The following is a 13,268-nucleotide window of genomic DNA, read 5'->3' as shown; positions in this document are numbered from 1 at the left end:
GTAGTGAGCGCCACCGCCCGCTGCCGGCGTGCGCCTTGCAACCACAACCCGGCCAGCAAAAGAGGTACACAGAAGATCAGCCACTGCGCCAGAAACATCGCCAAGGACCGCATGGGCGCCGAGGCATCTGCGCTGGCGTTGATCGCCAGGAACAGGCTGCGATTGAGTTCTTCCACACATAGACGCCATTCAGGTCATCAGAAATCCCCGCACCGCGATCACACGCTGAGCGGCCCCTATCCTACGAATTTCAATCGCCCGGACAGTCGGAGTACCCCGCCATCCGGGCTTCAGGCGTTTGACACCTGTTTTGCCACAAGTTCTGCTGCCACACGGCACGTCAGCAACTGGGTAAAAGCCGCCGTCAATTCGAGCGTTCGACAGTGTCGGACTGGGCTTTCTGACTGCTCGCCACAGCCTGCGCATGTTCAGACTGCTGATAGTGAACCATCGCCACATCACGCGCGGCGTCCATTCGGGCCTGGACCTTGTCGCCGCCGCCTTCTGCCATCGCAGCCACAGAAGCGCACATCAGGGAAACGACCAAAAAAGCTTTCAGGGATTTCATCGGGAACTCTCCAGTAGTTGGGTTCTGCCAGACCCTGTATTGGCCTGACTGGAGCTCATCCTATAGGGCGCTATTTATCGGCCCTTTCCCCGGGAGATGAATTTTCTGACATGTAGACTTTTAGATTCGCGGTGCTGACGCTTGATCGTTCCCACGCGTGGGAACGATCAGGGCTGGAGGTATTCRGACCGCCATTGGCGCGGTCATTGGGGCGTGGTGCTCATAACCTTCCAGCGAAAAGTCGCTCGGCTCGATCTGTTCCAGCCACTCCGGCTGATACACGCCGGTCTTGGCGAACTCCGGCACACGGTCGGAAATCACCAGTTTTGGCATCGGGAACGGCTCGCGCTTGAGCTGTTCGTTGAGCATGTCCAGGTGGTTTTCGTAGACATGGGCGTCACCGATGAAATAGGTGAACCAGCGCGGCGTGTAACCGGTCAGGCGACCGATCAGGCTCAGCAGCGCGGCACCTTCGGTGAGGTTGAACGGCGTGCCCAGGCCCAGGTCGTTGGAGCGGATGTAGAGCGTCAGGGAGATCTCTTTGGTCTCGATGTTCGGGTGGAACTGATACAGCAGATGGCACGGCGGCAGGGCCATTTCATCGAGCTGGGCGCAGTTCCAGCCGTGGAACAGGATACGCCGGCTGCCCGGGTCCTTGATGATAGTGTCGACGCACTGGCGAATCTGGTCGATTGCCTTGTACAGCACTACATAGGCCTGGCCGTCTTCTTCACCTTCAGCGATCTGCCGATAACCCTGGCTCAACGTCTGTTCGATAGCGGCCTGATTGCTGACCGGGATCTGCTTGTACGCCGGCCACTTGCGCCATTGCACGCCGTAGATCTCGCCCAGGTCGTCTTCGCCCTGACGGAACGGGTTGGCCAGCCACTGGGCGTTTTCATTGGCATTCTGGTCCCAGACCTTGCAGCCCAATGCCCGGAACTCCGCCGCGTTGTTCACGCCCCGCAGGAAACCGACCATCTCGCCGATGGCCGATTTGAACGCCATCTTGCGGGTAGTGATCGCCGGGAAACCTTCCTTCAGGTCATAGCGCAGCATCGCGCCGGGAAAGCTGATGGTGTTCACGCCGGTACGGTTGGCTTGCTTGGTGCCGTTCTTGATGACGTGGGCGACCAGATCGAGATATTGCTTCATGAGTTACCTGTGTCCTTGAACCCGGGACCAAAGCCCCGGGATTCGAATGTAGAGCGCGACGGCTCTTAAGCAGTCGGGGCAACCGGAGCCGCCGGAGCACGGTGATAAGCCAGCCAGATCAGGAACAGACCGGCAAGGATCATCGGTACGCAGAGGACCTGGCCCATGGTCAGCCAGTTCCAGGCCAGATAGCCCAGTTGCGCGTCCGGCACGCGGACAAATTCGACGATGAATCGGAAAATACCGTAGAACAGCGTGAACATCCCGGACACGGCCATGGTCGGCCGCGGCTTGCGCGAGAACAACCAGAGGATCAGGAACAGCGCCACGCCTTCCAGCGCAAACTGATACAGCTGCGACGGGTGACGCGGCAGCTGTGCCGGGTCGCTGAACGGCGGGAAGATCATTGCCCACGGCAGGTCGGTCGGCTTGCCMCACAACTCGGCGTTGATGAAGTTACCGATACGCCCGGCCCCCAGGCCGATCGGCACCATCGGTGCGACAAAATCCATCAGCTGGAAGAACGACTTGCCATTCTTTCTGCCGAACCACAGGGCCGCCAGCATCACGCCGATGAACCCGCCATGGAACGACATGCCGCCCTTCCACACTTCAAAAATCAGCGTCGGGTTGGCCAGGTAAGCACTCAGATCGTAAAACAGCACATAGCCCAGTCGGCCGCCGACAATCACACCCATCGACATCCAGAAGACCATGTCGGAGAGTTTCTCCTTGGTCCAGGTCGGGTCGAAACGGTTCAACCGTCGCGACGCCAGCAGCCAGGCGCCGCCGATGCCAATCAGGTACATCAGGCCGTACCAGTGGATTTTCAGCGGGCCGATGGCCAGGGCCACCGGGTCAATCTGCGGGTAAGGCAGCATTGCGACTCCTCGTTAGAGTTGAAACGTAAAATTCCTGCGCGACCGTGCCACGCCTGGATTAAGCCAGGATTGCGTCGCTGCTCCCGGCAAAAGAGCTCAAAGCAAAAAGCTCAAACCCACGCAAAACAGCAACGCGGCAAACAGTCTTTTCAGCAACCGCGGTGACAGCTTGTGGGCCAGTCGCGCACCGATGCGGGCAAAGACCATGCTGGTCAGGGCAATGCCCAACAGCGCCGGTAAATAAATGAACCCGAGACTATGAGCCGGCAGACGTGGATCGTGCCAGCCCAAAATCATGAAACTTAATGCACTGACGAGCGCAATCGGCAGACCGCAGGCCGAAGAAGTGGCCACGGCTTGCTGCATCGGCACACTGCGCCAGGTCAGAAACGGCACCGTCAGCGAGCCCCCGCCGACCCCGAAAATCGCCGAAGCCCAGCCGATCACACTGCCGGCCAGGGTCAGGCCGAATTTGCCAGGCACCGTTCGGCTGGCCTTGGGCTTGACCTCCAGCGCCAGCTGCAAGGCAATGACCAACGCGAACACGCCGATGATCTTCTGCAAATGCGGTCCCGAGATGGCTTCGGCCGTCAGCGCGCCAAAACCCGCGCCGATCAGAATCCCGACAGTCATCCAGACAAAAATCGGCCAGCGCACCGCGCCTTTCAGATGATGTTCGCGCACTGCATTGACCGACGTGAAGATGATCGTCGCCAACGACGTGCCGACGGCCAGGTGAGTCAGCACCGACACATCAAAACCCTGCAAGGTGAAACTGAACACCAGTACCGGGACGATGATGATCCCGCCGCCCACCCCAAACAGCCCGGCCAGCACGCCGGCACAGGCCCCCAGCAGCAGATAGAGCGGAAATTCCATGACTGCACCCCGAAATAAGTGCGGCATGGTAACGGATGCATGGCCTCAAGCTCCACTGGATGGCGATGGATACCCGCCAGTTCTATGCGTAAAGTGGGCAAAAAGCCAAGAGGGATAACCCCATGTGCTTGATCGTCTTCGCCTGGCGGCCGGGTCATGCGACACCGCTGATCGTTGCGGCCAACCGCGACGAGTTTTATGCGCGCCCCAGCCTGCCGCTGGCGCAATGGCCCGAGACGCCAGAGGTGTACGCCGGACGCGACCTGGAAGCGGGTGGCACCTGGCTGGGCATTGGCGCCGACGGGCGCTTTGCCGCATTGACCAACATCCGCGACCCGCACCAGCCGCCGGCGCGCAAATCACGAGGCGAGCTGGTGGCAGGGTTTCTCACCGGCGACTTACCGGTTGATCAGTATTTGGCCGAGGTTGTCGACAGATCACCGGAATATGCCGGGTTTAATCTGCTGATCGGCAATCGTCATGAGCTGTGGCATTACAACGCGCGCACGCCTGGGCCAGGCAAACTGCAATCAGGCATCTATGGATTGTCGAATGCCGGGCTTGATACGCCGTGGCCGAAAGTGCTCAAGGCCAAGGCGGCGTTGAGTGAAGTCCTGGCCGACCCGCAGCCACAGGCCTTGCTGGCCCTTTTAGGCGACCCGCAAACAGCGCCATTCGCCGACTTGCCGGATACCGGGGTTGGTCTTGCGACCGAGAGTTTGTTGTCGAGCGTGTTTATAGCCAGCCCCACGTATGGCACGCGGGCGAGTACCGCGCTGATTGTGCGGGCGGACGGGACGCGGCATATGGTTGAACGAAGTTTCGGGCCGTATGGCGGGCATCTTGGGGAAGTGGAGATCAGGCTTTAGCTTTGTGCTGCCTGAACTGGCCTCATCGCGAGCAGGCTCGCTCCCACAGGGTTTTGTGTTGATCACAAAATAATGAACCTACACAAATCAATGTGGGAGCGAGCCTGCTCGCGATGAGGCCGTCAGCGCTTTAGAGAGGCTTGATCGCCGCCGGATTGATCATCCGCGCCAACCCAAGGTTCTTCAGCGCCAGTTGCAGCGAGCTGTGGATCACTTGCGGGTTGTCGATGGTCATCAGCTCGGCAAGCAGATCCCTGGCCCAGCTCAGGTTGACCTGGCGCAGCATCCACTTCACTTTCGGCAAGTTGGTGGCGTTCATCGACAGGCTGTCGAAGCCCATCGCCATCAACAGCACCGCCGCCGCCGGATCACCGGCCATCTCGCCACAGATACTCACCGGCTTGCCTTCGGCATGTGCATCGCGCACCACGTTTTGCAGGGCTTGCAGCACCRCCGGGTGCAGGTAGTCGTAAAGATCGGCCACCCGCGGGTTGTTACGGTCGACGGCCAGCAGGTATTGGGTCAGGTCGTTGGAGCCGACCGACAGGAAATCCACCTGCCGCGCCAGTTCCTTGGTTTGGTACACCGCTGCGGGAATCTCGATCATCACGCCAACTGGCGGCATCGGCACATCGGTGCCTTCGTCGCGCACTTCACCCCAGGCGCGGTGAATCAGGTGCAGGGCTTCTTCCAGTTCATGCGTGCCAGAGATCATCGGCAGCAAAATGCGCAGGTTGTTCAGGCCCTCACTGGCCTTGAGCATGGCGCGGGTTTGTACCAGGAAGATTTCCGGGTGGTCGAGGGTCACGCGAATCCCGCGCCAGCCGAGGAACGGGTTGTCTTCCTTGATCGGGAAGTACGACAGTGACTTGTCGCCGCCGATGTCCAGACTGCGCATGGTCACCGGTTGCGGGTGGAAGGCCGCGAGTTGCTCGCGATAAATCGCCAGCTGCTCCTTTTCGCTCGGGAAGCGCTGATTGATCATGAACGGCACTTCGGTGCGGTACAGACCCACGCCTTCGGCACCGCGCTTCTGCGCCCGCGCCACATCCGCCAACAGGCCGGTGTTAACCCACAGCGGCATGCGGTGACCGTCGATCGTCACGCATGGCAAGTCGCGCAGTGCATCCAGCCCCAGCGCCAGTTGCTTCTCTTCCTCGACCACGTCGGCGAACTGCTTGCGCAGCACGTCGCTCGGGTTGGTGTAGACCTCGCCGTGGTAGCCGTCGACGATCATCTGGATGCCGTCGACCTTGGAATACGGCAGGTCGACCAGGCCCATCACCGTCGGGATACCCATGGCTCGCGCCAGGATCGCCACGTGGGAGTTGCCGGAACCGAGTACCGACACCAAACCCACCAGCTTGCCTTCCGGCACCTCGCCGAGCATCGCCGGCGTCAGTTCTTCGCTGATCAGAATGGTGTTGTCGGGATAGACCAGCGTCTGCTGACGCTCTTCCTGCAGGTAAGCCAGCAGGCGTCGGCCAAGGTCCTTGACGTCCGAGGCACGCTCACGCAGGTAGGCGTCGTCCATCAATTCAAAACGGTTGACGTGATCGGTGACCACCTGACGCAGTGCGCCCTGGGCCCACTGGCCGGTCTTGATCACGGTGGTCACTTCGCTGCCCAGCGAAGCGTCGTCGAGCATCATCAGGTAGACGTCGAACAGCGCCCGCTCTTCCGGCCGCAATTGCGTGGCAAGCTTGGCGGACAGCGCACGCATGTCGGCGCGTACGCCTTCGATGGCGGTCTTGAACAGGCCCAGCTCTGCTTCGATATCAGCGATGGTCTTGTCAGGCACCACGTCCAGATCGGCCGGCGGCAACATGACCACCGCAGTACCGACCGCCGCACCGGGCGAGCCGGGTACGCCGACGAACTTTGCTTCCTGAATGCCCTTGCCCTGACGCCCCAGGCCACGGATCGAACCGGTGGCCTCGGCGTGGGCGATAACGCCCGCGAGCTGGGCGCTCATGGTCACCAGGAAGGCTTCTTCACCTTCGTCGAACTGGCGACGCTCTTTTTGCTGGATGACCAACACGCCGACAACACGGCGGTGGTGAATGATCGGGGCTCCGAGGAACGAGGCATAACGCTCTTCACCGGTTTCGGCGAAGTAGCGATAGCGCGGGTGATCCGCGGCGTTTTCGAGGTTGAGGGGTTCTTCACGCGTGCCGACCAGGCCAACCAGACCTTCGTTGGGCGCCATGCTGACCTTGCCGATCGAGCGCTTGTTCAAGCCCTCGGTGGCCATCAGCACGAAGCGGTTGGTTTCGGGGTCGAGCAGGTAGACCGAGCAGACCTGGCTGCCCATGGCCTCTTTGACGCGCAACACAATAATCCCCAACGCCGCCTTGAGATCCTTGGCGGAGTTAACTTCCTGGACGATCTTGCGCAGCGTATTGAGCATGGCTCGGGGTCGAACTCCGTCGTCAGTCGCGCGCTAAAAGGCGCGGGGCAAGCTCTTTGAGAGCGCGGCGGTAAACCTCGCGCTTGAATGTCACCACCTGGCCCAACGGATACCAATAACTGACCCAGCGCCAGCCATCGAACTCCGGTTTACCGGTCAAATCCATCCGCACCCGCTGCTCGTTGGAGACCAGGCGCAGGAGAAACCACTTCTGTTTCTGGCCAATGCACAGCGGTTGGCTGTGCGTTCTGACCAGGCGTTGCGGCAAACGATAGCGCAACCAGCCCCGGGTGCAGGCGAGAATTTCAACATCTTCGCGCTCCAGCCCCACTTCTTCGTTCAACTCGCGGTACAAGGCGTCTTCTGGCGTCTCCTGAGGGTTGATACCACCTTGAGGAAACTGCCAGGCATCTTGATTGATACGGCGAGCCCATAGCACCTGGCCGGCATCATTCGTGAGAATGATCCCGACATTGGGGCGGAAACCATCGGGGTCGATCACGGCAACAACCTCGCAAACGCATGTCGTCGCATTGTTCCACAAAGGTCGTGAAGGCGGCAACGAAGCTTCCTACGTTATGTGCACTCTTGTGAAAAGACCGTATTCTGGAGACCTTTTTACAGACTTTTCAGCGAGTAACTGCAAATGCGTCTGGCTTTATTCGACTTGGACAACACACTTTTGGGCGGCGACAGCGATCACGCGTGGGGCGATTACCTGTGCGAACGCGGCTTCCTCGATGCCGTCGCCTACAAAACGCGCAACGATGAGTTCTACCAGGACTACCTGGCCGGCAAGCTGGACCAGGCCGAGTACCTGAACTTTTGCCTGGAAATCCTCGGCCGTACCGAGATGACCCTGCTGGACGAATGGCACCGCGACTACATGCGCGACTGCATCGAGCCGCTCGTGTTGTCCAAGGGGCTCGAGTTGCTGGCCAGGCATCGGGCTGCCGGCGATAAACTGGTGATCATCACCGCCACCAACCGCTTCGTCACAGGTCCCATTGCCCAGCGCCTGGGCGTCGAAACCCTGATTGCCACCGAATGCGAAATGGTCGACGGCCGCTACACCGGACGCAGCACCGACGTGCCGTGCTACCGTGAAGGCAAGGTGACGCGCCTGAATCGTTGGCTGGAAGAGACCGGCATGTCGCTCGAAGACAGCTATTTCTATAGCGATTCGATGAATGACCTGGCATTGCTGGAGGAAGTGGCAAACCCGGTGGCCGTGGACCCGGACCCGAATCYGCGCGCCGAAGCACAGAAACGTGGCTGGCCGATCATGTCGTTGCGCGACTGAAATCGCCATCGTCGGAACGCCGCCCGGAGCAGGCTCGCTCCCACACTGGATCTCGCCGTTCACAAAATCTGTGTTCACTGAAGATCTAATGTGGGAGCGAGCCTGCTCGCGATGGGAACGACTCGGTTTCAATCCTTAAACCGGTTTCGCACCCATCAACCCGGCAATCGCGATAAAGCAGACAAAACTGAACACCGCCAAGGCAAACGTAAACTTGCCATTGCCACCCGGCGCAGTGCGCAGCTTGTTAAGCCGCACCAGCAGCCAGAACATCGCCAGCGCACCGACTGTGTAGATCACGCTGGACGCCAGAATCCACATCTGCCCCAGCGGCCAGCCCACCAGGTGCACCATCCACCATCCGGTGAACGRCATGCTCAGCAGCGCCAGGCCCATCACCAGCCAGACAAACACCCATGGCCGCTGCAACGTGCGCGCGTGCGCCGTCACATCGCCGTTACGGCGCGTGCGCCAGACCCAGATCGCCAGGCCCAGCGCACCGACCAGCAACAACACCGTTGCCAGGACATGCGCAACTTTCAGGGCGGTTAACGTTTCCATTGTTCGATTTCCTTATGGACTGACCAGCAGCGTAGACGCTCAGCCGAGGAACAGCTTATACGCCGGATTGTCGCTCTCATCCCAATACGGGTAACCGATTTCTGCCAGTGCCGCCGGCACCAGATGACGCTCTTCATGCGGCACTTGCAGACCGGCGACCACCCGACCATCGGCCGCGCCGTGGTTACGGTAGTGGAACATCGAGATATTCCAGCGCCCGCCGAGCTTGTTGAGGAAATTGAACAACGCTCCCGGACGCTCCGGGAACTCGAAGCGCAACACCACTTCATCGACGACATGCGCCGCACGACCGCCCACCATGTGGCGAATGTGCAACTTGGCCAGTTCGTTGTCGGTCAGGTCGAGCACCGGGAAGCCCTGCTCGGTCAGACTGGCGAGCAGCGCGCTGCGTGGATCGTTTTCCGGGTGCGTCTGCACGCCGACAAAGATGTGCGCTTCGCTGCCGGTGTTGTAGCGGTAGTTGAATTCGGTGATCTGGCGTTTGCCGATGGCTTCGCAGAACGCCTTGAAGCTGCCCGGCTTCTCCGGGATGGTCACGGCGATGATCGCTTCACGCCCCTCACCCAGCTCGGCGCGCTCGGCGACGTGGCGCAGGCGGTCGAAGTTGACGTTGGCGCCGGAGTCGATGGCCACCAGGGTCTGCCCGGTCACGCCATACAGCTCGACATACTTCTTGATCCCCGCTACACCCAAGGCGCCGGCAGGCTCGGTGATCGAGCGGGTATCGTCGTAGATATCCTTGATTGCCGCACAGATCTCGTCAGTGCTGACGGTGATCACTTCATCGACGTAATCCTTGCAGATGTCGAAGGTGTGCTGACCGATCTGCGCCACTGCCACGCCATCGGCAAAGAGCCCGACGGTCGGCAGAACCACGCGCTCACCAGCCGCCATGGCCGCCTGCAGGCAGTTGGAGTCGTCCGGCTCGACACCGATGATCTTGATCTCGGGCCGCAGGTACTTCACGTACGCGGCAATCCCGGCGATCAGGCCGCCACCGCCCACCGGGACGAAAATCGCATTAATCGGGCCCGGGTGCTGGCGCAGAATCTCCATCGCCACGGTGCCCTGCCCGGCAATCGTGTGCGGATCATCGTAAGGGTGGATGTAGACGTAGCCCTTTTCGTCGACCAGTTTCAGCGAGTAGGCCAGGGCTTCCGGGAAGGAATCACCGTGCAACACTACTTTGCCGCCACGCGAACGCACACCTTCAACCTTGATCTCGGGGGTGGTCTTGGGCATGACGATGGTCGCTTTCACGCCCAGCACTTTGGCCGCGAGCGCCAGGCCTTGCGCATGGTTACCTGCCGAGGCGGTGACCACGCCACGGGCGCGCTCTTCATCGCTCAATTGGGTCAGCTTGTTGTAAGCGCCGCGAATCTTGAATGAGAACACTGGCTGCAAGTCTTCGCGCTTGAGCCAAATAGTATTGCCCAGCCGCTCGGAGAGCTGGCGAGCAGTCTGCAATGGGGTTTCTACGGCAACGTCATAAACGCGCGAGGTGAGGATCTTTTTGACGTACTGTTCGAGCATCGGAAAGCATCACTGAGCGGGTTGGGCAGGGCCAAGGAGTCTAACCCGGCTTTTGCCCGTGCGACCACACGAATCCAGAGGATTTAGCCAGGCATGGGGCTATAATGCGGGCCTTTCGTTCCCCTTTTGGCACCTCGGAGCCCGCATGACCCAGGATCAACTCAAACAGGCAGTGGCCCAAGCCGCCGTCGATTTCATCCTTCCAAAACTCGACGACAAGAGCATCGTCGGGGTCGGCACCGGCTCCACCGCCAACTGCTTCATCGATGCACTCGCCCAACACAAGGGCGCGTTCGATGGCGCGGTTGCCAGCTCCGAAGCCACCGCCGCGCGCCTCAAGGCCCACGGGATTCCGGTGTATGAGCTCAACACCGTCAGCGACCTGGAGTTCTATGTCGATGGCGCCGATGAAAGCGACGAACACCTGAACCTGATCAAGGGCGGTGGCGCAGCCCTGACCCGCGAAAAGATCGTTGCTGCCGTGGCCAAGACCTTCATCTGCATCGCCGACGCCAGCAAACTGGTGCCGGTCCTGGGCACTTTCCCACTGCCGGTCGAAGTGATCCCGATGGCCCGCAGCCACGTGGCCCGCGAACTGGTGAAGCTGGGCGGCGATCCGGTTTACCGCGAAGGCGTGCTGACCGACAACGGCAACATCATCCTCGACGTCTACAACATGCAGATCACCAACCCGGTCGAACTCGAAACTCAAATCAACGCCATCGTCGGCGTGGTCACCAACGGCCTGTTCGCCGCCCGTCCGGCAGATTTGCTGCTGCTGGGCACCAGTGAAGGCGTGAAGACCCTGCGCGCCAAGTAAGGCGAACACAAAACCTGTGGGAGCGAGCCTGCTCGCGATTAGTCCGGCACATTCAACATCGATGTTGAATAACCGACCGCTATCGCGAGCTGGCTCGCTCCCACATTGTTTTGCGGGGTTGATCAGGGCTGTGGTGGCTTTTTGAAGACGTAAAACAGGTTGGGCTCGCTGACCAGGTACATCGTGCCGCTGTCGTCCATGGCGATCCCTTCTGCTTGCGGCACTGTCTTTTGCAAACCCTGCTGCCCTTTGTCCAGCGACATCGTGCTTAACGGCCGACCGTCGATATCCAGTTCCAGCACCAGATGCGACTCATCCGACAGCGCCAGCAAATGGCCGCTGCGCTTGTCATATTGCAGGCTCGACAGGTCGCGCACGAACAGCCCGGCATCACGCTTGGGGTTGTTGACCACATGCACCGCGTAGGATTTCTCCGGGTTGTAATGCGGGAAGCCCTGCACTTCGTAGATCAGCATCGGGTCGCGCTCTTTGGCGACGAACAACCGCTTGCCCACCGAATCGTAGGCCAGGCCTTCAAAGCCCTTATTGCTGCTCATGTGCACGCCAAGGGTCATCTGCTCGGAATCCGCAGCGTCGAGAAACTCCGTTTCATCCGTCAGGTGAATCTTGATCAGGCGCTGCTGATATTCATCGGCGATCACATAGGTATCGGCACTGATGAACTCCACCGCTTCCGGGTCGCCAAACCCGATCAGCGTCACGCGGCGCAGGATTCGCCCGTCGAGGGACAGCTCGAGCAGCTCGGAGTTTTTATTGGTCACGGTGAACAGGCTTTGGCGCACCGGATCAAACGTCAGCGCCGAAACGTCCGCGCTCAGCCCGTCAATGACCTTCGCCTCGACAACCACCTGGTAATCGTTGAGTGCCATGGACTCGCCATCGGCCGGGTGCAACCAGGCTTGCAGGTTGAACCAGCCGCGCTCGAACAAACGATAATGCTGCCCAGCCGCGCCCAACGCCACGACTGCGGCGAAGAGCACGATCAGGACTCTGTATTGCGGTTTAGCGAACACTGCTCTTGAAGCTGCCGGCGCCCGGCAATTCCAGCACCAGTTCATCGCCAACGTTCAACGGACCGACGCCAGCCGGAGTGCCGGTCATGATCACGTCACCGGCTTGCAGCGAGAAGCAGCCTGCCATGTGCTGGATCATTGGCACGATCGGGTTGAGCATCAAGCTGCTGTTGCCGTCCTGGCGAACTTCACCGTTGATGGTCAGGCGAATACCGATATCGGTCAGGTCCGGGAACGTGCTGCTGACCACAAATGGAGCCAGCACGCAGGCGCCGTCGAACGACTTGGCGATTTCCCATGGCAGGCCTTTGGATTTCAGCTCGGCCTGCTTGTCGCGCAAGGTCAGGTCCAGCCCCGGCGCAAACCCGGAGATCGCGTCCAGCACTTCTTCGCGGCTTGGCTTGGTCGACAACGGCTTGCCGATCAACACGGCGATTTCTGCCTCGTAGTGGACCGAACCACGCTCGGCCGGAATCGCAAAACCACCCTCCAGCGACACCACGCAACTGCCCGGTTTGATGAACAGCAGCGGCTCGGTTGGCACCGGGTTATCCAGTTCCTTGGCGTGTTCGGCGTAGTTACGCCCGATGCACACCACTTTCCCGACCGGGAAATGAATACGTGTACCGTCGACATACTGGTGCTGATAGCTCATTACCGACTCCCTTATTGATTCATCCGGTACAGCGGCTTCAAACAGCGAAGATTTTGCCCGGGTTCATGATGCCATTCGGGTCAAACACCGCCTTGACCGCTTTCATGTACTCGATCTCAACCGGCGAACGGCTGTAGGTCAAGTAATCTCGCTTGGTCATGCCCACGCCGTGCTCGGCCGAGATCGAGCCGTTGTACTTCTCGACGGTTTCGAACACCCACTTGTTGACGGTCGCRCACTTGGCGAAGAACTCGTCCTTGCTGAGGCTCTCTGGCTTGAGGATGTTCAGGTGCAGGTTGCCGTCGCCGATGTGGCCGAACCAGACGATTTCGAAATCCGGGTAGTGTTCGCCGACGATCGCGTCGATTTCCTTCAGAAATGCCGGGACTTTCGACACAGTGACCGAAATGTCGTTCTTGTACGGCGTCCAGTGGGAAATGGTCTCGGAGATGTATTCGCGCAGCTTCCAGAGGTTTTGCAGTTGCGATTCGCTCTGGCTCATCACACCATCGAGCACCCAGCCCTCTTCAACGCAGTGTTCGAAGGTTTCCAGTGCATGGTTGGCCACTTCTTCGGTGG

The 13,268-nt window shown here is 60.1% G+C and carries 13 protein-coding genes and 1 pseudogene; 3 read left to right on the top strand and 11 right to left on the bottom strand.

What is annotated here, in order from left to right:
- Positions 1-364: 364 nt before the first annotated feature.
- The 4 genes and pseudogenes from AC1DH9_RS07975 to AC1DH9_RS07960 all read right to left on the bottom strand — a co-directional run bounded on the left by AC1DH9_RS07975 (position 365) and on the right by AC1DH9_RS07960 (position 3,483).
- Positions 365-568 (bottom strand): co-regulatory protein PtrA N-terminal domain-containing protein, encoded by a 204-nt coding sequence (locus tag AC1DH9_RS07975; protein WP_019694124.1) that lies wholly within the window; start codon positions 566-568, stop codon positions 365-367.
- Between the two features lie 186 nt (positions 569-754).
- Positions 755-1,723 (bottom strand): annotated as a pseudogene (locus AC1DH9_RS07970) (thymidylate synthase); the annotation flags it as partial.
- Between the two features lie 65 nt (positions 1,724-1,788).
- Positions 1,789-2,604, bottom strand: a complete 816-nt coding sequence (lgt, locus tag AC1DH9_RS07965) for a prolipoprotein diacylglyceryl transferase (RefSeq protein ID WP_477808016.1) — start codon at positions 2,602-2,604, stop codon at positions 1,789-1,791.
- 96 nt (positions 2,605-2,700) lie between these two features.
- Entirely contained in the window at positions 2,701-3,483 is a 783-nt protein-coding gene (locus AC1DH9_RS07960; RefSeq protein ID WP_054594512.1) for a sulfite exporter TauE/SafE family protein, read from the bottom strand.
- A 122-nt stretch (positions 3,484-3,605) separates the two neighbouring features.
- Here AC1DH9_RS07960 and AC1DH9_RS07955 point away from each other — a divergent pair, with 122 nt between their 5' ends.
- Entirely contained in the window at positions 3,606-4,352 is a 747-nt protein-coding gene (locus AC1DH9_RS07955) for an NRDE family protein (protein ID WP_427546200.1), read from the top strand.
- A gap of 130 nt (positions 4,353-4,482) precedes the next feature.
- Here the strand turns inward: AC1DH9_RS07955 and ptsP are convergent, their stop codons facing one another.
- Both ptsP and AC1DH9_RS07945 read right to left on the bottom strand, forming a co-directional pair.
- The gene (gene ptsP / locus AC1DH9_RS07950) at positions 4,483-6,762 is read right to left on the bottom strand and encodes a phosphoenolpyruvate--protein phosphotransferase (protein ID WP_477808015.1); all 2,280 of its coding nucleotides are present in this window, start codon (positions 6,760-6,762) and stop codon (positions 4,483-4,485) included.
- Between the two features lie 22 nt (positions 6,763-6,784).
- On the bottom strand, positions 6,785-7,264 hold the full coding sequence (locus AC1DH9_RS07945) for an RNA pyrophosphohydrolase (RefSeq protein WP_008064982.1): 480 nt from the start codon (positions 7,262-7,264) through the stop codon (positions 6,785-6,787).
- Between the two features lie 144 nt (positions 7,265-7,408).
- On the opposite strand from AC1DH9_RS07945, the gene AC1DH9_RS07940 reads away from it, so the two are divergent.
- Positions 7,409-8,065 (top strand): histidinol-phosphatase, encoded by a 657-nt coding sequence (locus AC1DH9_RS07940; protein WP_477808014.1) that lies wholly within the window; start codon positions 7,409-7,411, stop codon positions 8,063-8,065.
- Between the two features lie 135 nt (positions 8,066-8,200).
- On the opposite strand, the gene AC1DH9_RS07935 is transcribed toward AC1DH9_RS07940, so the two are convergent.
- Together AC1DH9_RS07935 and ilvA are read right to left on the bottom strand one after the other, a co-directional pair.
- The gene (locus tag AC1DH9_RS07935) at positions 8,201-8,626 is read right to left on the bottom strand and encodes a DUF2269 family protein (protein ID WP_477808013.1); all 426 of its coding nucleotides are present in this window, start codon (positions 8,624-8,626) and stop codon (positions 8,201-8,203) included.
- A gap of 39 nt (positions 8,627-8,665) precedes the next feature.
- Entirely contained in the window at positions 8,666-10,180 is a 1,515-nt protein-coding gene (gene ilvA, locus AC1DH9_RS07930) for a threonine ammonia-lyase, biosynthetic (protein WP_427532622.1), read from the bottom strand.
- A gap of 145 nt (positions 10,181-10,325) precedes the next feature.
- Between ilvA and rpiA the strand changes: the two genes are divergently transcribed.
- Positions 10,326-11,000: a ribose-5-phosphate isomerase RpiA gene (rpiA, locus tag AC1DH9_RS07925; protein WP_427546632.1), complete on the top strand. Its 675-nt coding sequence runs from the start codon at positions 10,326-10,328 to the stop codon at positions 10,998-11,000.
- A 122-nt stretch (positions 11,001-11,122) separates the two neighbouring features.
- On the opposite strand, the gene AC1DH9_RS07920 is transcribed toward rpiA, so the two are convergent.
- From AC1DH9_RS07920 to AC1DH9_RS07910, 3 genes are all read right to left on the bottom strand, one after another.
- Complete coding sequence (locus AC1DH9_RS07920) at positions 11,123-12,034, bottom strand: SdiA-regulated domain-containing protein (protein ID WP_427546635.1); 912 nt, start codon at positions 12,032-12,034, stop codon at positions 11,123-11,125.
- Positions 12,024-12,689, bottom strand: coding sequence for a fumarylacetoacetate hydrolase family protein (locus AC1DH9_RS07915; protein WP_427532616.1), 666 nt, complete (start codon positions 12,687-12,689; stop codon positions 12,024-12,026). The genes AC1DH9_RS07920 and AC1DH9_RS07915 overlap by 11 nt, the downstream gene beginning before the upstream one ends.
- A gap of 37 nt (positions 12,690-12,726) precedes the next feature.
- On the bottom strand, positions 12,727-13,268 hold a 542-nt coding region (locus AC1DH9_RS07910; protein ID WP_477808012.1), incomplete at its 5' end, for an FAD-linked oxidase C-terminal domain-containing protein.

This window comes from Pseudomonas sp. 05T35, from assembly GCF_056396605.1.
The sequence above is the reverse complement of the archived record's forward strand: the minus strand, read 5'-3'. Positions and strand labels throughout refer to the sequence as shown.

Coding starts and splice junctions, on each gene's coding strand:
- AC1DH9_RS07955 (WP_427546200.1), top strand. CDS start 3,606: ATGTGCTTGATCGTCTTCGCCTGGCGGCCGGGTCATGCGACACCGCTG.
- AC1DH9_RS07915 (WP_427532616.1), bottom strand. CDS start 12,689: ATGAGCTATCAGCACCAGTATGTCGACGGTACACGTATTCATTTCCCG.
- AC1DH9_RS07975 (WP_019694124.1), bottom strand. CDS start 568: ATGAAATCCCTGAAAGCTTTTTTGGTCGTTTCCCTGATGTGCGCTTCT.
- ilvA (WP_427532622.1), bottom strand. CDS start 10,180: ATGCTCGAACAGTACGTCAAAAAGATCCTCACCTCGCGCGTTTATGAC.
- AC1DH9_RS07960 (WP_054594512.1), bottom strand. CDS start 3,483: ATGGAATTTCCGCTCTATCTGCTGCTGGGGGCCTGTGCCGGCGTGCTG.
- rpiA (WP_427546632.1), top strand. CDS start 10,326: ATGACCCAGGATCAACTCAAACAGGCAGTGGCCCAAGCCGCCGTCGAT.